At 59.0% G+C, this 18885-nt stretch carries 20 protein-coding genes; 7 read left to right on the top strand and 13 right to left on the bottom strand.

From position 1 onward, the window contains the following. Positions 1-4: 4 nt before the first annotated feature. The 4 genes from M0G74_RS11255 to M0G74_RS11240 form a co-directional block, all read right to left on the bottom strand. Positions 5-1534, bottom strand: coding sequence for a serine protease (locus M0G74_RS11255; protein WP_248216922.1), 1530 nt, complete (start codon positions 1532-1534; stop codon positions 5-7). 293 nt (positions 1535-1827) lie between these two features. Beyond that, complete coding sequence (locus M0G74_RS11250; RefSeq protein WP_160152061.1) at positions 1828-2208, bottom strand: S4 domain-containing protein; 381 nt, start codon at positions 2206-2208, stop codon at positions 1828-1830. A gap of 196 nt (positions 2209-2404) precedes the next feature. Beyond that, a complete protein-coding gene (gene yrfG / locus M0G74_RS11245; RefSeq protein ID WP_248216921.1) occupies positions 2405-3061 on the bottom strand; it encodes a GMP/IMP nucleotidase in 657 nt (218 codons plus the stop codon). An 83-nt stretch (positions 3062-3144) separates the two neighbouring features. Then, positions 3145-3852, bottom strand: coding sequence for a lysoplasmalogenase (locus M0G74_RS11240; RefSeq protein WP_248216919.1), 708 nt, complete (start codon positions 3850-3852; stop codon positions 3145-3147). 145 nt (positions 3853-3997) lie between these two features. Between M0G74_RS11240 and cysK the strand changes: the two genes are divergently transcribed. The 5 genes from cysK to M0G74_RS11215 all read left to right on the top strand — a co-directional run bounded on the left by cysK (position 3998) and on the right by M0G74_RS11215 (position 7617). Continuing rightward, complete coding sequence (gene cysK / locus M0G74_RS11235) at positions 3998-4915, top strand: cysteine synthase A (protein ID WP_248216917.1); 918 nt, start codon at positions 3998-4000, stop codon at positions 4913-4915. Between the two features lie 235 nt (positions 4916-5150). Beyond that, the gene (cysQ, locus tag M0G74_RS11230; RefSeq protein WP_248216914.1) at positions 5151-5987 is read left to right on the top strand and encodes a 3'(2'),5'-bisphosphate nucleotidase CysQ; all 837 of its coding nucleotides are present in this window, start codon (positions 5151-5153) and stop codon (positions 5985-5987) included. Positions 5988-6112: 125 nt separating this feature from the next. Further along, on the top strand, positions 6113-6403 hold the full coding sequence (locus M0G74_RS11225; RefSeq protein WP_248216912.1) for a hypothetical protein: 291 nt from the start codon (positions 6113-6115) through the stop codon (positions 6401-6403). Positions 6404-6651: 248 nt separating this feature from the next. Next, complete coding sequence (locus M0G74_RS11220) at positions 6652-6927, top strand: type II toxin-antitoxin system HicB family antitoxin (RefSeq protein ID WP_160152066.1); 276 nt, start codon at positions 6652-6654, stop codon at positions 6925-6927. A gap of 105 nt (positions 6928-7032) precedes the next feature. Next, positions 7033-7617 carry an outer membrane beta-barrel protein gene (locus M0G74_RS11215; protein ID WP_248216910.1) on the top strand — a complete coding sequence of 195 codons (585 nt, stop codon included), beginning with the start codon at positions 7033-7035 and terminating at the stop codon, positions 7615-7617. A gap of 69 nt (positions 7618-7686) precedes the next feature. Here the strand turns inward: M0G74_RS11215 and M0G74_RS11210 are convergent, their stop codons facing one another. The 9 genes from M0G74_RS11210 to M0G74_RS11170 form a co-directional block, all read right to left on the bottom strand. Further along, positions 7687-8781 (bottom strand): transporter, encoded by a 1095-nt coding sequence (locus M0G74_RS11210; protein WP_248216907.1) that lies wholly within the window; start codon positions 8779-8781, stop codon positions 7687-7689. Between the two features lie 118 nt (positions 8782-8899). Then, positions 8900-9373, bottom strand: a complete 474-nt coding sequence (locus M0G74_RS11205; protein ID WP_248216905.1) for a hypothetical protein — start codon at positions 9371-9373, stop codon at positions 8900-8902. 38 nt (positions 9374-9411) lie between these two features. Further along, complete coding sequence (locus M0G74_RS18370) at positions 9412-10740, bottom strand: DUF58 domain-containing protein (protein ID WP_248216904.1); 1329 nt, start codon at positions 10738-10740, stop codon at positions 9412-9414. After that, a complete protein-coding gene (locus M0G74_RS11195; RefSeq protein WP_248216900.1) occupies positions 10737-11765 on the bottom strand; it encodes a MoxR family ATPase in 1029 nt (342 codons plus the stop codon). Before M0G74_RS11195 ends, M0G74_RS18370 begins: the two co-directional genes overlap by 4 nt. After that, complete coding sequence (locus tag M0G74_RS11190; protein ID WP_248216896.1) at positions 11762-13123, bottom strand: DUF4350 domain-containing protein; 1362 nt, start codon at positions 13121-13123, stop codon at positions 11762-11764. The genes M0G74_RS11195 and M0G74_RS11190 overlap by 4 nt, the downstream gene beginning before the upstream one ends. Further along, positions 13120-14754 (bottom strand): DUF4129 domain-containing protein, encoded by a 1635-nt coding sequence (locus M0G74_RS11185; RefSeq protein WP_248216885.1) that lies wholly within the window; start codon positions 14752-14754, stop codon positions 13120-13122. The genes M0G74_RS11190 and M0G74_RS11185 overlap by 4 nt, the downstream gene beginning before the upstream one ends. Beyond that, complete coding sequence (locus M0G74_RS11180) at positions 14751-15749, bottom strand: stage II sporulation protein M (protein ID WP_248216881.1); 999 nt, start codon at positions 15747-15749, stop codon at positions 14751-14753. The genes M0G74_RS11185 and M0G74_RS11180 overlap by 4 nt, the downstream gene beginning before the upstream one ends. After that, positions 15746-16534, bottom strand: coding sequence for an RDD family protein (locus tag M0G74_RS11175; RefSeq protein ID WP_248216879.1), 789 nt, complete (start codon positions 16532-16534; stop codon positions 15746-15748). The genes M0G74_RS11180 and M0G74_RS11175 overlap by 4 nt, the downstream gene beginning before the upstream one ends. A gap of 145 nt (positions 16535-16679) precedes the next feature. Continuing rightward, positions 16680-17429 carry a hypothetical protein gene (locus M0G74_RS11170; protein ID WP_248216872.1) on the bottom strand — a complete coding sequence of 250 codons (750 nt, stop codon included), beginning with the start codon at positions 17427-17429 and terminating at the stop codon, positions 16680-16682. A 358-nt stretch (positions 17430-17787) separates the two neighbouring features. Between M0G74_RS11170 and M0G74_RS11165 the strand changes: the two genes are divergently transcribed. Then, the gene (locus M0G74_RS11165) at positions 17788-18447 is read left to right on the top strand and encodes a DUF2939 domain-containing protein (protein ID WP_248216869.1); all 660 of its coding nucleotides are present in this window, start codon (positions 17788-17790) and stop codon (positions 18445-18447) included. A gap of 2 nt (positions 18448-18449) precedes the next feature. Beyond that, entirely contained in the window at positions 18450-18839 is a 390-nt protein-coding gene (locus M0G74_RS11160) for a DUF2237 domain-containing protein (protein WP_248216867.1), read from the top strand. The last annotated feature ends 46 nt before the right edge of the window (positions 18840-18885 follow it).

Genomic DNA, 18885 nt, shown 5'->3' with positions numbered 1-18885 from the left:
TCGCCTAATTTAACTGAACCTGCCCGAGGTCGGCATCCTGGTTGTCGCTATCGGCCAGGGTGCTGAACAGACCCTGGGAGTGGCGCTCGGGAATCTGGTAGGTCTGCAGAATGAAGGGCTGTTGCTCCAGTGCAGCGGCGGAGTCCAGCACCATACGGTAGCCGGAGCTGTCTTTCAGCTCGACAAAGCCCTGTTCATTGGACTCCATCAGCTGTGAGAACTGCTGGAAGTCGCGAATCTTCTCGCCGTTGACGGATTCAATGATCCAGTTTTTCCAGTCGTGGTAACCGAGGTTCACCGGCGCCGGCAACACCTTGAGCGCCACCACCAGCTCGCGCTGCTCCGGGGCGGACCACTGGTTGCGCGCATAGAGGTACTCGATGGGCGCTTTGGAGTGCCAGTTGTTGCCCCAGCGTTTGATCAGGTTCATGTTCAGGGGCACGAACACCACGCCGCCGTAGATGTAGTAGCGCGGGCGCTGGTCGAACTTTTCGCCCTGTACCAGGGAACGCGAGGGTGGCGTCGCGGCCAGGGTGATCTTGGCGTTGTGGATCTCGCCATCGCGGGAGAAGCGCACCGGCAACTGGTCGCCTACATGGTAGTGGTCCACCGCGTAGTGGTAGTTGGTGCGTTGGTTTTCACGCCACTCGATGGTGCGGTCCGCGGCCACGTCAAAGCCATCCACCTGCAACAGCACGTCGCCGGCCTGCAACACTTGGGCGGCGGGCGCATCCTCAAACACCTGCACGATCAGCGCACCTTCCTGATCTTCGGTAAGACCGGCGGCGGCTTTCATGGACGGGCTCTCCAGGCTCTGGGTAACCGCGCCCAGTTCGGGGAAACCCTGGTGCACGCCATCTTTGGCATCTTCCAGAACGTGGCTGATGACGCTCGGGGGCACGAAGTAACCCAGGTTTTCGGCGCCGTTGCTGTTATTGGTCTGCATGGCGACACCAACGATCTTGCCGTTGGAAATCACCGGCCCACCGCTGTTACCGGGGTTGATGGCGGCATCAATCTGGCCGGCCATCAGGTAGCTTTCGGCGTGGGCGTAGTACTGGTGTTCCACCCGGGAGAGGACGCCGCGGGTAATGGAGAGGGATTTGCCGCCGATGGGGTAGCCGTAGACGGTGACCTCTTCCTGCAGTTCGGGGAGTTTGCCGAAGGCGAGCGGTTGGGTGTCGTCAAAGAATTCTTCGTCGTCGACGGTGAGCAGGGCGAGGTCGGCATCGTGGGAGACGAATTTGACCCGCGCGCGGAATTTCTGCGCATCGCCGTGGCGCTGCACCTGGATAAAGCTGCCGTTGGCGACGACGTGGGCGTTGGTAAGTATTTGCTGACCTTTAATGACGGCGCCGGAGCCGGACAGTTGCTGGGCGTTGAGCAGGGCCCAGGGGTTGAAGTAGTCGGGGGCGGCGGCGGTGGTGTAGATCTTGATGATCGAGCGCTTGAGCTGCTCCCGCTCGCGGTTGTCGGCATTGGCGGCTTGCGAGAAGCACAGGATCAGCAGGCAAAAGGTCAGCAGTTGTTTCATTACGGCGTCGTGTTTATTCGTCGGTTTGGGGGCAGTTTAGCACTTTGGCTTTTGTTTGCTCTTTTTGGGCAAAAGTACGTCTTATTCCGGCTTCGTAAAGCTCTGATCGGCATGGTGGCGGTCGGGCACTGGGTACAGCTTTTCAGGACCGAGCTAGGCGCCCCCCTGTGAATACATCCCTGTACACTGCGTCGGCGGCGTCCATGCCGCCGACGCTCCTGAAAAGCTCCACCCAGCGCCCGGGCTTCAATTCCGGGATTAATACTTCGTAAGAAGTTTTCGATACGCTTCAATTAATCCTGAGATTCACGGATAAATCTGTGAATCTGCCGGCGTTGCTTCTTGTTCGGGCGCTCGTTGGTTATGACCGCATTATTGGCCTTGCGATCCGCGGTGAACTGCTCCCGTTTTGCAACACTGTCTTCGGTTTCCCGGTAGAGCGTCTGCGCAATGTCGGCGCCGCGGCGCTGGTCGGACAGTGCGATCACTTCCACCACTTTTTCATCCCATCCCTGGCGAATGGTCAGCAGGGTACCAGTGGTGATTTCTTTACTGGCTTTCACCCGCTGGCCTTCGGCGTGCACCTTGCCGCCTTCGATGGCCTGTTTGGCGATGCTGCGAGTTTTGAAAAAACGGGCAGCCCAGAGCCACTTATCAATACGTACTTTTTCCATTAAATAAATTCAGAACCACTAAAGCTACGAAGTAAAAAACTTGATGTGAAGGAGGAGCGCCGGGTGCGGGTTTTCAGGAGCGTCGGCGGCATGGACGCCGCCGACGCAGCGTACAGGGATGTATCCACAGCGGTCCTGAAAACCCGCACCCGGCGATCCACCGCCACAAAGGTCAATACGGAGCTCCTGCTGAATCTCAGCGGGCCCCTAAAATTTCGTCAAAGTCGTGAATCGCCGGAAATTCGGTAATCTCACGGGCAGGATTTTTGCTGTCCGGCTGGCGAATACACAGCAGATTTGCGATGCCGTAATCCCGCGCCGCACCGAGCACATGCAGGTTGTCGTCCACAAACAGTGTGCGCTCGGGATCAAACGGTTGGCGCTCCTGCAGGGAATGCCAGAAGAGACTGCTCTCCTTGGCGTGACCCAGATCGTGAGAGGACACAATCTCGTCCAGCCACTGGTCAATGCCGGTGATTTCCAGCTTGTGATTCAAACCGTCCGGGTGGGCATTGGTTACCAGCAGTGCGCGTTTTTGCATGGTGCGCAGGCTGCGCAGGAAATTGTCCGTGTGCGGGCGCAATGCGATGCGGTCTTCGATCTCGCGGTAAATCGCCGGCACATCCAGCTTCAGGGCATCCGACCAGTAGTGCAGGCAGTACCAGTCCAGAGTGCCACGCAACTCATCGGTCATGCGGATCACCAACGCCTGCGCCTCCGCCACCGAAATACCATTGGCCTCCGCATAGCGCAGCGGCAGGTGCTCCATCCAGAAATGGTTGTCGTAGTGCAGATCCAACAGGGTGCCGTCCATATCCAGCAGCACCGTATCAATCCGGCTCCAGTCCAGCATGTTTACCTCTGACTTACCCTTGAGGGCGCGCACGGCCGCACTGTACGGCCGGGTTGCACAAAAATTGGCCGGCCATTATGCCCTCAAGCCACCCGCGCCGCCAATTCTGCGCGGATCAGGCCGCAAACCAGCAGTGCCTGGGCCAGATAATAGGTCAGCATGATCCAGGTGCCTGCCAGGGCCACCGGCTCGACAAAACGGTTGATCGCGATCAGCGCGTCCGACGCCATAAACGTCAGGGCGCCGCAGAACAGCAGCGAAGAGCCACCGCGGTAGGCGGCGGCGCACAACGCCATGGTCACAATGGCCACTATGTAGAAGCTCACCGGCAGTGCCAGGTCGCCGGCGGCGGGCACTACCTTTGCCGCGAGCATGCCCGCTGCCACCAGAATCGCAAAGGCGCGCCCGGCCAGGCAGAGGCTGAAATGCGCCCGGCGGCCGAAGGTGACGGCGTAGGTCAGCTGTGCCAGCAGAAAGGCGCCGAGACCGAAGATAAAGTGGTTGGGAAAATCGATGGCCAGCAACACATCCCCGGTCGCGGAAAAGCCCAGTGCCACCAGGGCCAGGGTGCGGCCAGTGCCCACGAGGGAGCTGGCGGCCAGCCACAACAGGGTAGCGATGGGCACTATCTTGAGTGCAGCCATCCACAGCCCCTCGGCATTCGCAGCATCCAGCAGCATGTAGAGGGCACCGCTGAGGGCGAAGATGATCAGTGCCGGGCGCAGGCTGGAGGCCTGGGCTTCCCGGGGTGGATTGGCGGGTATGTCGGTGGTCATCGCGGAATTGGACATGATCGAAGGCTCCGGTTTTCTTATGCTTTTGGTTTTTTCTATTTTTGCGCGAGCAGAGTATTCTTGCCCGAGTATTCGCGAAAGCCGCAGGCGGTTCAATCGACTGCCTGATAATTCACAAGACATCTTTTGCAGGGAGTGACAGATGAAGGCCAACAATATCCTCGAAACCATCGGCAATACCCCCCATGTTCGGATCAACCACCTGTTCCGGGACGATATCGAGGTGTGGATGAAGGTGGAGCGGTTCAATCCGGGCAGCAGTATCAAGGACCGGATTGCCCTGGGCATGATCGAGGATGCGGAGAAGTCCGGTGCGCTCAAACCCGGCGGGGTGATTGTGGAACCGACCTCCGGCAATACCGGTATCGGGCTGGCGATGGTGGCGGCGGTGAAGGGTTACCGGCTGATTCTGACGATGCCGGAGTCGATGTCGGTGGAGCGCCGCAAGATCATGAAGGCCATGGGTGCCGAGCTGGTGCTGACGCCGAAAGAGAATGGTATGCCGGGCGCGATTGCCAAGGCGGAGGAGATTCTGGCGGAGCACGAGAACAGCTGGATGCCCCAGCAGTTTATGAATCCGGCCAATGTGACGGCGCACAGGAACACTACGGCGAAAGAGGTTCTGGCGGATTTTCCGGAGGGGTTGGATTACCTGATTACCGGTGTCGGCACTGGTGGCCATATCACGGGGTGTGGTGAGGTACTGAAGGCGTCCATGCAGGGTTTGAAGGTGTTCGCGGTGGAGCCGGAGAAGTCTCAGGTGATTGCTGGTAAGGAGAAAGGGATGCATCGGTTGCAGGGCATCGGCGCGGGCTTTGTGCCGGAGGTGCTGAACAAGGGCATTCTGGATGGCACTATTCCGGTGTCTGAAGAGGACAGTTTTGAGATGGCCCGGCTGTGTGCGCTGAAGGAGGGGATTTTTGTGGGTATCTCTTCCGGGGCGTCACTAGCGGCGCTGAAGCAGCGTGAGCAGGAGCTGGCTCCCGGCAGCCGGGTGCTGGTATTCAGCTACGACACTGGGGAGCGTTACCTTTCTATTGAAGATTTATTCTCAGCCTGACTTTCCATTGGGATAGCCCGGTGGCGGTGACGCTAGCGGGTACACCCTTTGGAGACACGCCGTATACCCATCCATGGGGGCTCGGCTGCGGCCGTCCTGGCCGCAGACGGTCTCCAAAGGGTGTACCCGCTATCGCCACCTTCGTATCTAACCTCAACCTATAAACAGAAATGCGGGCTTAGCCTGCGTATAATCCCCCGCTTAATTTGCATAACTATTCGTACTTGGGGGAATCATGGACAAGGTTGTAAACAGGGCGCTACTGGATCAGGTCATCGACATCTCGGCCAAAGCCGGCAAGGCGATCCTCGAGGTGTATAACGCCAGCGGCGAACTGGAAGTGGATACCAAGTCCGACGACTCTCCGGTCACTGCGGCGGATCTCGCGGCGCACAAGATTCTCGCGCCGGCACTGGCGGAACTGCTCGACGGTGTGCCGGTACTTTCTGAAGAAGGCGAGATGCCCTCTTATGATGTGCGCAGCCAGTGGGATCGCTACTGGATCATCGACCCCCTGGACGGCACCAAGGAATTCATCCGTCGCAACGGTGAGTTCACGGTCAATGTTGCCCTGATCGAGAAGGGCGAGCCGGTGCTGGGGGTGGTGCATGTGCCGGTGCTGGATATTACCTATGCGGGCGCCAAGTCCTTGGGGGCGATCAAGCAGGATACCAGTGGTGAGAAGGCGATTGCGGTGCGTGCGATGCAACCGCGTCTGGACAGCAAGTCGCCCATCGAGGTGGTTGCAAGCCGCAGCCACGGCGCCGGTGCGGTAGACGCGCTGCTGGAGCGTATCGAAAGCAGCCTGGGTGAGACTGGTCTGAAGAATATGGGCAGTTCCCTGAAGCTGTGCCTGGTGGCGGAAGGTGCGGCGGATCTCTATCCGCGTCTGGCGCTGACCTGCGAGTGGGATACGGCGGCGGCCCAGGCGGTGGTAGAGGCTGCTGGGGGTATTGTGGTGGACGATAAATTCGAGCTGCTGCGCTACAACCAGAAAGACGAGCTACTGAATCCCTTCTTTTACGTTATCGGTGACCAGTCCTTCGATTGGAAGTCGCTGCTGCTTGCCTAATTCCCTGATTCCCGATGCCGCTAATCCGCACGGGCGGATAATTCTGGTCTAGGCTTTACCTTATCGGCCGGCTGTTGTGTTGTTTTATGCGACAGCCAGCTGGGTCCCGCATGCGAGGTAAAGCGATGACTTCATTCGATCACGGTGCACATTCTTCCGGTCATGCCTCCGGGCATTTCGGCGGCCATTCCAGTGCTCGCAGTAGTACCTACGGGGCGCAGGTCTGCCATCACGTGAATATCAGTGAAACAGAAACCCGCCAGTTGCGTCATCGACTACAGGTTGAGATTACCTGGTTGGCGCGGCAGCTGGACGAATTGCAGGGCGCCGAGGAAGCGGTGGACCTGTCGTTGCGCCAGACCTATCGAGAAATGATTTTTTCCCGCCGCGCGCTACTCGGGCGAATCCCCCGCTGATATCGATACCGGCAAGCCGGCTGGCTTGCCGCAGAAAACATTCATTCAAGAAAAATTCCCCCGAGCTTTGCGGCCCGGGGAAATTTTTTGTGCGCGTATTTTGCGGGTGTTCGGAAATTATTTCGCCAGCGGCGCAGGTTTCCCGGCTGTCGTCGCGTAAATATTTTCTTTGTTGAGAATTTTGTTCAACTTGCAACATTTGGGTCTACGCTTGGTGGGATAAAAGTTAACTTAAAAGAGAAAGTCCCATGCGCTATCCGGTCGTAGTCCATAACATCGAATTTGCCGGTTACGGTGCCATAGCGCCGGATCTCCCCCACTGCCATTGCCACGGCGATACCCTGGAAACTGCCCTGCAGAAAATGGCGGAAACTATCGTTGAACGGCTGGATGAATTAAGGGCCGCCGGTGATCCGCCGCCGCAACCGGGCGACCTGGAAAAGCTGCGAAAAAACCCCGCTTTTGTCGGTGGTGTCTGGGCGATTATCGACATTGAAAGTAATGCAATGAGTCCACGCTCTTAACAGCTCAGCTGGACGCTGACCGAAAATGCGCGACGGATTTTGCTGCCGGGGTTGCCGCATTAAGACTTTCACTGAGCAATGATTTCTGAACCAAGGACGGTGACAATGAAAGGTGTGATTTTTCTTCTGGCCCTGTTGGCATCCAGTGCGGCCATGGCCCAGTGGAACAACCCTATCGATGGCTACTGCAATGGCGAATATCGCGTAGTGGGCACACTCGGTCTGGGCGTGGGCGAATTGCAGATCAATGACGAACAGGACTTTGCCGGTTACGCCAGTATCGGGGTGACCCCTGCCGCGGGAATCTGGCAGGTGGAATTACGCTACACCGGATTTGACGACGGCAGTGTTTCGGTGGACCAGTGGGGCATTGGCGCCAAGGTGGATTTCACGGTGACCTGCGATGTGCAATGTCTCTACTGGATGGTGGGCTGGAACTACGGTGAGTTTGAGCTGGATACCATTGAAAAGCACGACGTGATCTACGATGTATTCGATGACGGAAATGACAATTACTGGAATGCAGGTGTCGGTTATCGCTACAAGTGGACCGAGGATTTCGATACGTCCATCGAATACAACTACAACGATATCGACACCAAGATTCGACTCAACGATGGCGTCTCCGATGTGCGTTTTGATTTGGGGCACCTGCGTACCCTGACGGTAAACTTTGCCTACCGCTTTTAATCCGCAGCGAAATGACCCGTTGTTTGCAGTGAATCAGGCCCGGTTAGGGCCTGATTCCATTTGCTTCAATCAGAATGCGTAAGACAGACTCATATTGAGACCATCATCTCGACCCAACTGATAGCCGTTATAGTGACCGGACACACGGGAGCTCCATTCAAGCCCCAAGCGCACACCGGCGAGCGCACCGCCTTGCGGCACCATGTTGGCACCCACTGCGGCATCCACGAATTCCCCACCGTAATTTTTCTGTAAGTCCGCAGGGCTGGAGTGATTGTGCGGGCCATTGTAGTGGCCGTTGATGTCCAGTTGTTTGGTATAGGAAAGGCGGCTGGAGAGACTCAACCAGTTTGTCAGGCGGTAGGCGCTCCAGGCGGTGGCTGCGTAGCGCTCGCCAAAACGGAACCCTGAATCGTTTTTATCCTCCATCGGCAATCGCGCGCTGGCCTGGGCGCCCCAGCTCAACCGCTCGCGACCGCCGGAATAGGTAATCGATGGCATAAAATCCCAGGTCCCGCTGCCCAGCTGCATACCGTAGTGGGTAAAGGTGCCGTCGGCGTTTTTCAGGTCCACGTCCCCGGTGGGGGCACTGATCCCCAGGGTGGTGTGTAGCTTGTAGCCACTGGTGTCGGCAAGGCGGAAAAGCCCGGCGATGACCGTATCGCCGATGCCACTGGTACCGTGACTGTGGCTGGCGTGCATGGCTGGCTCAGCCTCCTCCGCAGTGCTCATTTCTCCCATTGCTCCCATGCCATCCATGGCCATATCGCCATGCATATGGCTGCCTTCGGTCATCTTCATGGTCATGTCCATGGACATGGTCTGTGGCATCAGCATGAGGGTGAGGTTGTCACTCACCGCGTACATGATATCCAGCATCTGCATTTCCATGGCCATACTGCTGGGCTGCATGGAATAGCCCGCAGCATTCAGTTCGGCGCCGGTCACTTTTTCTGAGCCGTAATAGAGGCCGGAAAAATTCTCGCGCATAAATCGATAACCAACCATCCACTCCCCTTGTTTGTGCAGGTGGTCGCTCATTACGCCGGCGGGCGCGTGGGCCTCTGGGAGAAAAGAGGGCGATTCGACATCGTGCGCTTTCGCAATCATTGGGGAGGTTACGATGAGCGCGACGGACAGTTTTTTTACATTGAAGCTATACATGGTTTTTTCCTGAATGATGAACGCTTGGCACCGCCGTAGACCGCAGATAGATAGGGGCGCGCACAAGCCAACGCCCTGCCGGCTTCGGCAGGAAGTTCAATTGCTTTGAGAGACGTCGTCAGGAAATGGCGGGTGGGGCGCGCCCGGGAGGGGTGAAGTAATCGGGGGTATATCGCTCGCCTCTTGTTTCTGGTGGTCGTGCCAGCCAGAGTCGAGTGGCGAAGTCGGGTAGTGCTGTGTTGTTGGCAATTGCCGTGCTGCCGGCTGCAGAAAAAGTACAGTGGCTTTCGGCAAAACTTTTGGCGGTTACTGTGTCATGGTCGTGGCCGGCGGATGCCGCGGGCCCGCCATGGTGGTGAAGGTGGGCATCTGCGACCGGGGGTGAGAGCAGGTTGAGCAGCAGGGCACTGCGGCTGTCGCCGTGACACAAAGCGTACAGCGAGCCGCCGGCAACCGGTGCGGGCATAAAGCCCGCAGGTACCAGCCCGCGCACACTGAGGAACAAACCCAGTAATACCACCGCCAACCATGGAGGCAGTGGCTTGCGCTGGGACTGTGTCAGCTGTATCAGCGGTGCCGGGCTCTGTTTCACAATGGCGTTACTTTTCTCTCGGTAACGGTCAGCAGGTATTACAGCTTACCACTGCGTTTTAGTTGCCAGTAAGTTTCCACCAGCGACATATGCATCTCCGATGGCAGGGCATCCGCAAGGATGGTATTGCGGGCTTTTAGTTCCTGCAGCAGCCGGCCGCGGCGCTGCACAAAATCTTTCCCGGCGCTGTGCATTAATGCCGCGTCAAAATCCACAACCGGCGCTTCCAGCAATTCATCCAGGGCACGTTCCCGCAGGCAGGCCACCATCACCAGGTGGTGGCGGGAAAGCTGCTGTACCGCGGCGGTGAGGTCTTCACTGTCTTCGTCGCGCACATTGGTGAGCAGTATCACCAGTGCGCGCCGCTGCTGGCGGGCCAGCAGTTGCTCGGCGGCAGCGGTGTAGTCACTGTGGGCGGTGCCTGAGTGCAGGTCGTACACGTGGTTCAGCAACAGGTTGATACTGCCCTCGCCTTTTACCGGCGGCAGACTGCTGTGGCTGCCGGCAAAACACTGCAGGCCCACCGCATCCCCCTGGCGAATGGCCACATAGGCAGACAGCAACAGGGCATTGAGGGCGTGGTCGAAATGGCTGAGATCGCCGTCGCGGGCGCGCATACGGCGGCCGCAGTCCAGCAGGAAAATAATCTCCTGGTCGCGCTCGTCCTGGTATTCGCGGCTGATGAGTTTCTGCATGCGCGCACTGGCACGCCAGTCGATCTGCCGCTGGCTGTCGCCGCGGCGGTATTCCCGCAGCTGGCGGAAATCCAGTCCCTCGCCCCGGCGCTGCTGCTGATGAACCCCCATGTAGCGCAGTGTCTGTTCCGTAGACAGTGCCTGTAGCGAAGAGATACCGAGGAAGTTCGGATATATCTTGGCGTCCTGGTTTTCCCCCAGCAGCACCTTGCGCTGCCACAGGTTCCAGGGCGAGCTGGTGAGTACTTCGATGTAACCGAAGGCGGCGAGGCCGCGCCGCACTGGCGTGGCGGTGTAGTGGGTAACGATTTCCTGCTGGGGGTTCAGTTGCATCCGCACCGGCAACCCGGCCCAGCGCAGCTCAGCGGGTACCTGATCGGTTACCTGCAGAGACAGGGGCCTGCTGCCGCCGTTGAACAGGGTAAGCTGTATTGCCTCATCGACTCCCAGTGCCAGGTTGCCCGGGTGCTCGCGGCGGCCGCTGAGGCCGCGACAGTGGCGGCCGGTGGCAAAATCCAGCAGGGCCGCCAGGGTCAATAGCGCCAGCCCGGTCCACCACAGCTTGGCAATGCCGTCGGCGATGCCCGGCCACCAGATACGCGCGGCGCTGACCGCCAGTGCGCTGGCACAGGCGATCAGCAACAACCGGATCAGTAACGGAGAGGGCTTCACAGCCGCGGTGCCTCCACGGATTCAATGATCTGCGCCAGCACCGAATCGGCGGTTTCGCCGTCGATTTCCATATCCGGCGACACTGCCACCCGGTGGCGCATCACCGGAATGGCCATGGCCTTGATGTCGTCCGGCAGTACAAACTCGCGACCCTGCATCAACGCGTGGGCACGCCCCGCCAGCATCAGGCCGATACTGGCGCGGGGGCCGGCGCTGCGGCGCAGCTGGGAGGATTCGCGGGTGGCGCGCACCAGGCGCACCGCGTAACTGAGTACCTGCTGGTCCACCTGGACCTGGGGAATCAGTGCCTGCAGCTGCTGCAGTTGTTCCGCGTCGAATACTGCCTGCACCCCGTGCTGCAGCTTTTGTTCAATGCGTCCGCTGCTGGCGGCGGCCGCTAGTTGCTCTTCCGCCTGCTGGGAGGGGAAATCGATCAGTACCTTGAGCAGGAAACGGTCCAGTTCCGCTTCCGGCAGCGGGTAGGTGCCTTCCTGCTCGATGGGGTTCTGGGTGGCAAGCACCATAAACGGCCGCGGGGTGCGGTGGGTTTCACCGTCGATGGTGACCTGCTGCTCCTGCATCACTTCCAGCAGCGCCGCCTGGGTTTTGGCTGGGGCGCGGTTGATCTCGTCCGCCAGCAGCAGGTTGGTGAACACCGGCCCGCGGCGCACCTCAAAACGGCTCTCCGCGGCATGGTAGATCGCGTGGCCGGTGACGTCCGCGGGCATCAGGTCTGGGGTGAACTGGATACGGCGGAAGTCGCCGCCAAAACCCCGCGCCAGGCTCCGCACCAGCAGGGTTTTACCGAGGCCGGGAACACCTTCCAGCAGCACGTGACCGCCGGCGAGCAGGGCAATCAGTACTTGATCGACCACCGCCTGCTGGCCGATCACCACCTGGTTGATCTGCTCCCGCAGTTGATTCACCCGCGCACTGGCTTGTTGCCAGCGGCTGTCGGCTTGCGCCTGGTGCTGAGTATCGTCGGTGGTGGTGACCGGGTTCTGGTCCAGGGTGGATTCACTCATAGGGCGGCCTCGATAATCTGAATGCTGCGCAGTCGCGCGGTAAAGTCTTCTTCGCTGTGGGGGGGCGATGCCCACAGCACCGTGTAGATGTCGTCACGGCCAAGTCCGCTGCGCTCGGCGACAGACTCGGCGATCTGACGCTGTTTTTCTGGGGGTAACTGCTGGGCCATATGCGCCGGCTGGCCGCTGAGCTTCTGCAGCAGGGGCGCGCGGGCTTTTTCGAACAGCTGCGCGGCGCGGTCATTGCGCCAGTAAAAGTGACCGCAGGCGCGAATGTGCTCCAGCAGTGAGCGGCGCTCACTGGCAGGTGCCGGTGTCATCGGTCCGAAGCGGCGGCTGCGATTGGCAATCCAGGCCATCAGCGCCAGCAGGCCGGCGACAAAAAACTCCAGCGCATAGCGCTGGGCCAGGGTGCCCAGGTCATCAAAGTGGGGACGGGTGATCATCACCAGCTCTCGCTCACCCACGAGGTGCGCGAGAAAATAGGCGTGATCGAAATCGCCGATACGATGGTTGCGCCAGAGGCCGCCGTCGGCCATCAGGGTCAGGCGGCCGCGTCCGTACTCGTAGTGCACCAGCGGGGATTGCGTGGTGCTTCTCTGGAAAGGAACCCAGTGCAGTCGGTTACCTTCGATCTGCGTATCGGTGTATTCACCATTCATCATTTCGTGGGTGAACACTTTGGCGGTGTCAAAAAACAGCGCGTAGCTGGCGCCGCTGTCGCTGGTGAGATTGATCAGTCGCTCCGGGTCTATGTCCGGGTTGCGGGGTTCGATGTTTTCTTGCGCGGTTTCCTCGGCAGAGTCTGCTGCGTCCTCGTTTTCCTTTTCCTTATTCTTCTCACGCTCCGCTAATTTGCGGTTGTGATCGCGCATCATGTCACTGGTTTTTTTGATTTCTATCTCAGTGATTTCATCGCCGAAGACTTCACGCACCTGCTGGTTGAAATAGAGATCCATTTCGCCGCGGGCTATTTCCAGCCCGAGCATATCCAGCAGGTAATCCTGTTCGTTGTCTGCATCGCTGCCGTGGGCGATGACAATGGCCTGACCGCCCTGCTCTATCCAGCCCAACAGCTCCTGACCGCGGCTGGCGTTGTAGATCTGGCTGGAGCTGGTGAGGAACAGGACATCGTTGTCTCCCAGGGCGCTCACCGCGGCAATATTGTCGGCGCGCCGGTAACGAATCCCTACCCGGGTAAGAAATTGCTCGGCGGCCAGGTAAGGATTGCGCCGGGCCTCGGGGCCAAATCCCCGGTCCCGTTCTTCGGTATAACGCTCGAAGAAAAACAGAAACAGTGCCGCGGCGGCCGCCAGCAGCAACAGCACCCAGGCGATGGCGATGCGTCCAAGCTTCACGACGTTGCCCTCCCATCATTCTGTGCAGCGGGAATATTCCGCGGTGAAAACACGCTTTGCCATTGATCGCAAAGAGATTCCAGTTTTGTACTGGCCGGCGGGCGATGGGCGTAAGCCTGTTGCTGCCAGGTGGCGGTCAGCAAGCCAAAGAATTGCACCAGTGCCGGCTGCAGGCGCGCATCCTGCTCCGCCTCTTCCCGCACCAGCTGCGCGCATTCCGCTTCGGTAAAGTGATCCTGAAAATCGCATTCAAAATGGGAAATCAGATGGGACAGGCTGGCCCGGTAAAGTAACCCCAGAGCTTCCCGCTGGGCACCGCTATGCCACAGTTTCAGTACTTCGGCGGTGACATCATCCGGCAGGCTTTCACTGCGTACGTCCAGCCCAAACAGGGTTTGCGGGCGCTGTTGTGTTGAACCCGCCTTGTTTCGCGGCCTGAAGCCGATACCGCGGCGAATGGTGTGACGGAATTGCCACAACAGGTAAAGCACCAGCGTTGCGGCGATGGCCCAGAGTAGCACTTCAATAATCCCGGCAAGCAGCGGTCCTATGGCGCCGTCGGTTTCGGTGTCCGCTTCTACTTCGTCGTCTCCGCCAAGACCTTCCAAAAACTCGATAAACGCGATCATCCACTCCGGGAAGCGGTATTCCCGGGATTCAAATTCCTTCAGGCGCCAGCCGCTGACACTCTCCGTTTGGTGAAAGGCCTCTTCGGCCAGGGTTTCGTCGATCAATTCCTGGGCGTGGGTGGGCGTGACCGGGTCGGCGAGCGCCGGTTGCGGAGTGCCCATGAGTGCGGCGCTGCCCAGGATGACCGCGCACACAAGCGCGCTGGTCGCACCAACGGTGGGTTTGTCGTGGGCGCGGGACTTGTCCGTCGCCGCATGTTTTTTGCTGTCGAGTCGGGCGCGCATTTTGCGAAAGTGGATTTCGATATCCCAGGCTTCCAGGTCTACCCGGCGGCCGATGTAGAGCATGAAACCACCGCCGATATAGAAAGGCGCTACCGCAGCCATGATCAGCAGGGTCGAGCCATTGGCAATCCAGCTGTAAATAGGGTCCTGTTGGCTCAGGATTGGCAGCCAGTCGATTTCCAGCTGCTCCGGTATCAGCAGATAGAAGAGTGCCGCCAGACCGAGTATCAGAATCATTTCGATATGGGCACCGACAATATGCAGCCAGCTGGCGGTGCTGGCGGTTTTGCGATGTAGCAGGGCGAGGCGTGTAGTGCGCGCTTTGCCGGTGGAATTCTCCAGTACCGTAACCGGCATATCGAAACTGCGGGTAAAACTGATGCGGCGCCAGCTCAGCCAGGAAAACCAGTCACGGCCGTTGGCGCGGCGAAACAATCCCAGAGCCTGACGGTAACTAATGTGCTCGGCGAAGAGCGCGCGGCTGAGCACAAGCAGTGGCAAGCGCTCGAACATTGGTTTCAGCCACCACAGGAAGGTGGCTACCCAATTGGGACTGTCGGGAAACAACAGGGCGAGTAGCAGGAATATGGCGGCGGCGGGCAGCAGCCACAGGATGGCCATTTGCAGCCAGTGGCGACGGGCCAGCAGTATGCCGAGATCCACGGATTCCCAGTTGGAGCGCAGACGCGCATGTACTGCGAGGCGATCGAGGTTCACAGCGGACCTCCAGCGGCGGTTGCGCTTGGTGTCTGATTGCGACCGGCGAGCAGGCAGTAGCTTATTACGATGAGCCAGAAAAAAGCTCCCACCGCCAGTTTTACCGCGATACTGACCTGGGTGCTGGACGACCAGAAAGCCTCGAGAAACGCGGCGATCACCAGCATCAGGAAAGTGCCGTACATGATTTTCATCGCCTCGCGACCGGCTTCCCGCAGTGCCTGTCGCCGGCTCCGGTTACCGGGGTTTACCAGCGAATGTCCCAGCAGCAGCCCGGCGGCGCCGGCGAATACAATGGCTGTCAATTCGAAGGCGCCGTGGCCAATCACGAACGGATAGAAAGTGGTGACAAAACCGACCCGGGTGATATGCCCGAATACCGCGCCGAGATAAATGCCGTTGAATACCAGGAAAAAAATCGAACCCAGGCCAAACAGAATGCCGGAGGCGAAGGTGCGGAAGGCGATGCCGATATTGTTCTTGATATAAAAGCCGAACATCAGCAGGTCCGAGTCGGAACCCCGCTCGCGGCCCAGCACGCGGTTGGCGGGGTCGTACATGGATTCGATTTGCATGACCTGCTCCGGGGACATGACCGCGTAAATCAGCGCGTCATTCCAGTAGCTGCCGAGCCCCATCACCAGTGCCGGGGCCAGGAAAAGCCCACAGGCCAGCCATACAAAGCGCGCCTGTTCCCGCAGCGCGCGGGGGAAACCGGCGAACAGAAATTCCAACCAGCGATTTCTGGAAATGGATTTCTGTTGGTAAATACGCTGGTGGCACTGCATCACCAGTTGATTCAGGCGCGTCACCAGATTGCTGGTGTAATGGCGCTCCTTGGCGACCGCCAGCTGCTGACACAGGCGGCGATAACTGGCCGGGAGATCTTGCAGCGCCGCGCCATGCTGTACGGAATTTTTTTCATAGCCTGCGAGCCAGTTTTCCAGCTGTAGCCACTGCTCCTGATGGCGCTGCTCAAAGTCCCGCTGCTTCATGGGCGATCCGTTTTATTGTGCTGGTTTTTCTGCTGTGGTGTGTCGCTTCCGGAGTCTCTGGCACCCAGCAGCCAGCGGCCGATCGCGTGCAACTGTATAAGCCCTGCCTCGCTGTCTTTGCCGGTAATCGGCTGTAGCAGGTCTGCGAGTTCTTGTTGGCGCGCCAGGCTCAGTTCGCGGCTGCGTTCGGTGAGGCTGACAATGGCCTGCTGATCCGCGGTGCGCAGCCCGCGCGGTGGTGGCGCTGGTGCCACTTTGGGTAGCTCTGCGGCCGTCGCGGGTTGTTCGCGGTAGATGACGATGGTACCCGCGGCAAAATCGCCCAGTCTTTGAAAGTGGCGGCTGCAGGACATGCTGAGAATACCGGCGCAATAACCGAAGGGAAGAAAATCCGCAAAGCGCAACAGGTTGCGCATGATGGAAGCGCCCCAGGTAATCGGGGTCAGGTTATCGTTCACCACCGCCAGGGAAAATGCCCGCTTGCCCGGGGTTTGCCCGCCGCGGAACACTTCAAAAATGACCGGGTAAAACCACTCCAGCAAAAAAGAACCCAGCAGCCAGAAACCGACGCCCGCCTTGCCGGCAAACGCCAGGGCAATACCCAGCACAAGCAGCACCAGAGTGCGATAGAAAAGGTCCACCGCGTAGGCGAGGATGCGCGGCACTGGTCCGGCCACCTGAGCGGTCAGGTCGATGCCCTCTGGGGTTTCAATCTCGTACAGGGTGTCGAGCCCGGGGCTGTCGGCGGAATCTTGTGGTGGGCTGGAAAAGGAATGGTTTTGCATGGGGGTGTGTACTGCAGTTAAGCGGTCGAGTCACTGGAGCCGCAAAGCGCCGTCAGTGCAATCCGGGGGCGGGTTTCCCCAGGCAATATGCCAGTGCGGAAACCCTGTTGCCCGAAAGGACTGACGGCGATCACAGGTTGTCTGTTCAGACTTCCGGATTGGACTCGGCGCCACCGAACATGTTGCGGTAGAGCACGCCGTAGGCAATGGCCAGGGTGGGGATTGCCCAGATCAGACCGATCAGCAGTGCCAGAAAGCCCGCCACGTACAACAGCAGCATCACAATCAGGAAACCGAATACCGGGAACCAATGTTTGGTAACGGCTTTACGGGAGGTTTCCAGTGCCTGCCAGGGGCCCATGTTCTTGTCCACGATCAGCGGAATTGACATGCAGTAACCCACCATCAGGTAGATACCGGGCAGCACCAGCAGGATGAAGCCCAAGGTAACCAGCAGATAAGTCAGGATCATGCACACTGCCAGCGGCAGGATTTTGTCGAAGTGCGCAAACACCTCGGTGCCGGAAACCTGTTCGTCGCGGGCGATCTTGACCCCGATCATCATCATGCCGGCACCCAGCGGTGCGCTGGCAGCCACAATAATCAGGTTGGAAATGATGGCGCCGACGCCCTGGTTGGCATCGGGGTCGGTGATGGACTGGCCGGTAATCATGGTGGCGACCACCGAAATACCGATATAAGCCACCAGGTACAGCAGGACGCCCAGCCATACGGTGCCCTTGTTACCCTTGGTGCGCGCCCAGGCTTCGCTGATAGTGTCACCGACGTTAACCTGGTAGTCCCCCGCCAGTGCCTTGGGAATGGAACCCATGTTGGCACTGTTGACTTCATCCGCCGCCAGCTCAGCCTGGGGCGCGTTATAAATATCACTCATGGTCGAAATTCCTTGCTCGAACGTTTTTTGTCTTTTTTTACTGGCGGTGGCTCGCGGTGACGTCACCAGCCGAAGTTCCTGTACCCGCTTGGCAGGACGCGGGCATCAGTAACAGGGTCTGCAACGATAACACAGGTATTAGCCCCTTTGGCGCCATATCCCCGGTGGTGTAAGCGCCTGTAATTGGGGGCCTTGCGAGGATACTATTGCGCTCCATGGTGACTGCAACTTGACCGACAACTGTCCGGCGGCTATTTCGCGACTATTTCGTGGCTATTTCTTGGCTATCCCGCACCAGGCCCGGGATCTGTTGGTCGACCACAGCCGGGTAGCGATCAGGAATGAACGAGGTATAGAAATGGGAAAATGGTTGGCTCGCGGCAGCTTGCTGGTGATATTGCTGGGGGTTGTTTACGCGGCGTTGCCCTGGTATTCCGCCCGGCAACTGATTGCGGCAGCACAGAGTGAAAATGTAGCCACACTGGAACGCTATGTGGACTTTCCCACGCTGCGCAGCAATATTCTGCAGGACCTGCGCGAGGAAATGCGCGGGTCCATGGGAGCGAACCTGCCGCCGGAACTGGACGGGCTCTTCACAGCGGGTTCCGATTTGATACTCAAACCGCTGGTGGAAAGGCTGGTCAGCCCGCAAGGTATCTCCGACCTGATTCAGGGGCGGCGTGACTGGCGGCAACTGGAGCGCGAGCTCGAGCGCAATCTGGAGTCGGCGCTGGGTGGCAGGACGCAAACTCCACATGAGCAACCGCGTTCGGGTTCACCGGCGCCGAGCGGCAAGCAGCCTGTGGATAGTGCGCAAAGTCCGGAGTCTGCCGAGCGCGATGAACGCAGCCGGCGCTGGCAGCTGCAAAGCTGGGCCTTTAGCAGTGTGAATACGGTGGAAGTCATCTGTGGTTCCGAGGCGGAGCGCAGGCGTGTGCAATTACAGTTGCGTCGCGACGGACTGCGCTGGCGGCTGGTGGATATCAGCCTGATCAATGAACAATCCGGGGGAGAATAAATATGGCCATGGCACTGGAAATGCACGAGTCGATCAATGTATTCGGCGATCCGCTGATACCCTGCAGCACCGACCCGTTGACCGGATTCTTCCGTGACGGTTGCTGCAACACCAACGATCAGGACCTGGGCTCTCATACGGTGTGTGTGGAGGTCACGAAGGACTTTTTGACCTTTTCCCGGGAGCGCGGCAATGACCTCAGTACCCCGGTGGAAGAATTCGGCTTCCCCGGTTTGAACCCGGGAGACCGCTGGTGTCTGTGCGCGGCGCGTTGGCTTGAGGCCGAGAAGGCCGATATGGCACCGCGCGTTTATTTACAGCGCACACATATGAAGGCCCTGGAAATCGTACCCCTGGAAATTCTGCGTCGCTATGCGGCGGATCTGAATTAAACCGGCGGAATCGAACAGCGAATTTGAATGGGGATTTTAAACGGGG

Source organism: Microbulbifer sp. CAU 1566 (assembly GCF_023156515.1).
In the GTDB taxonomy this organism is placed as follows: Bacteria; Pseudomonadota; Gammaproteobacteria; order Pseudomonadales; family Cellvibrionaceae; genus Microbulbifer.
This window is presented reverse-complemented; position numbering and strand designations above follow the sequence as displayed.

Coding starts and splice junctions, on each gene's coding strand:
- M0G74_RS11255 (WP_248216922.1), bottom strand. CDS start 1,534: ATGAAACAACTGCTGACCTTTTGCCTGCTGATCCTGTGCTTCTCGCAA.
- M0G74_RS11250 (WP_160152061.1), bottom strand. CDS start 2,208: ATGGAAAAAGTACGTATTGATAAGTGGCTCTGGGCTGCCCGTTTTTTC.
- yrfG (WP_248216921.1), bottom strand. CDS start 3,061: ATGCTGGACTGGAGCCGGATTGATACGGTGCTGCTGGATATGGACGGC.
- M0G74_RS11240 (WP_248216919.1), bottom strand. CDS start 3,852: ATGTCCAATTCCGCGATGACCACCGACATACCCGCCAATCCACCCCGG.
- cysK (WP_248216917.1), top strand. CDS start 3,998: ATGAAGGCCAACAATATCCTCGAAACCATCGGCAATACCCCCCATGTT.
- cysQ (WP_248216914.1), top strand. CDS start 5,151: ATGGACAAGGTTGTAAACAGGGCGCTACTGGATCAGGTCATCGACATC.
- M0G74_RS11225 (WP_248216912.1), top strand. CDS start 6,113: ATGACTTCATTCGATCACGGTGCACATTCTTCCGGTCATGCCTCCGGG.
- M0G74_RS11220 (WP_160152066.1), top strand. CDS start 6,652: ATGCGCTATCCGGTCGTAGTCCATAACATCGAATTTGCCGGTTACGGT.
- M0G74_RS11215 (WP_248216910.1), top strand. CDS start 7,033: ATGAAAGGTGTGATTTTTCTTCTGGCCCTGTTGGCATCCAGTGCGGCC.
- M0G74_RS11210 (WP_248216907.1), bottom strand. CDS start 8,781: ATGTATAGCTTCAATGTAAAAAAACTGTCCGTCGCGCTCATCGTAACC.
- M0G74_RS11195 (WP_248216900.1), bottom strand. CDS start 11,765: ATGAGTGAATCCACCCTGGACCAGAACCCGGTCACCACCACCGACGAT.
- M0G74_RS11180 (WP_248216881.1), bottom strand. CDS start 15,749: ATGAAGCAGCGGGACTTTGAGCAGCGCCATCAGGAGCAGTGGCTACAG.
- M0G74_RS11175 (WP_248216879.1), bottom strand. CDS start 16,534: ATGCAAAACCATTCCTTTTCCAGCCCACCACAAGATTCCGCCGACAGC.
- M0G74_RS11170 (WP_248216872.1), bottom strand. CDS start 17,429: ATGAGTGATATTTATAACGCGCCCCAGGCTGAGCTGGCGGCGGATGAA.
- M0G74_RS11165 (WP_248216869.1), top strand. CDS start 17,788: ATGGGAAAATGGTTGGCTCGCGGCAGCTTGCTGGTGATATTGCTGGGG.
- M0G74_RS11160 (WP_248216867.1), top strand. CDS start 18,450: ATGGCCATGGCACTGGAAATGCACGAGTCGATCAATGTATTCGGCGAT.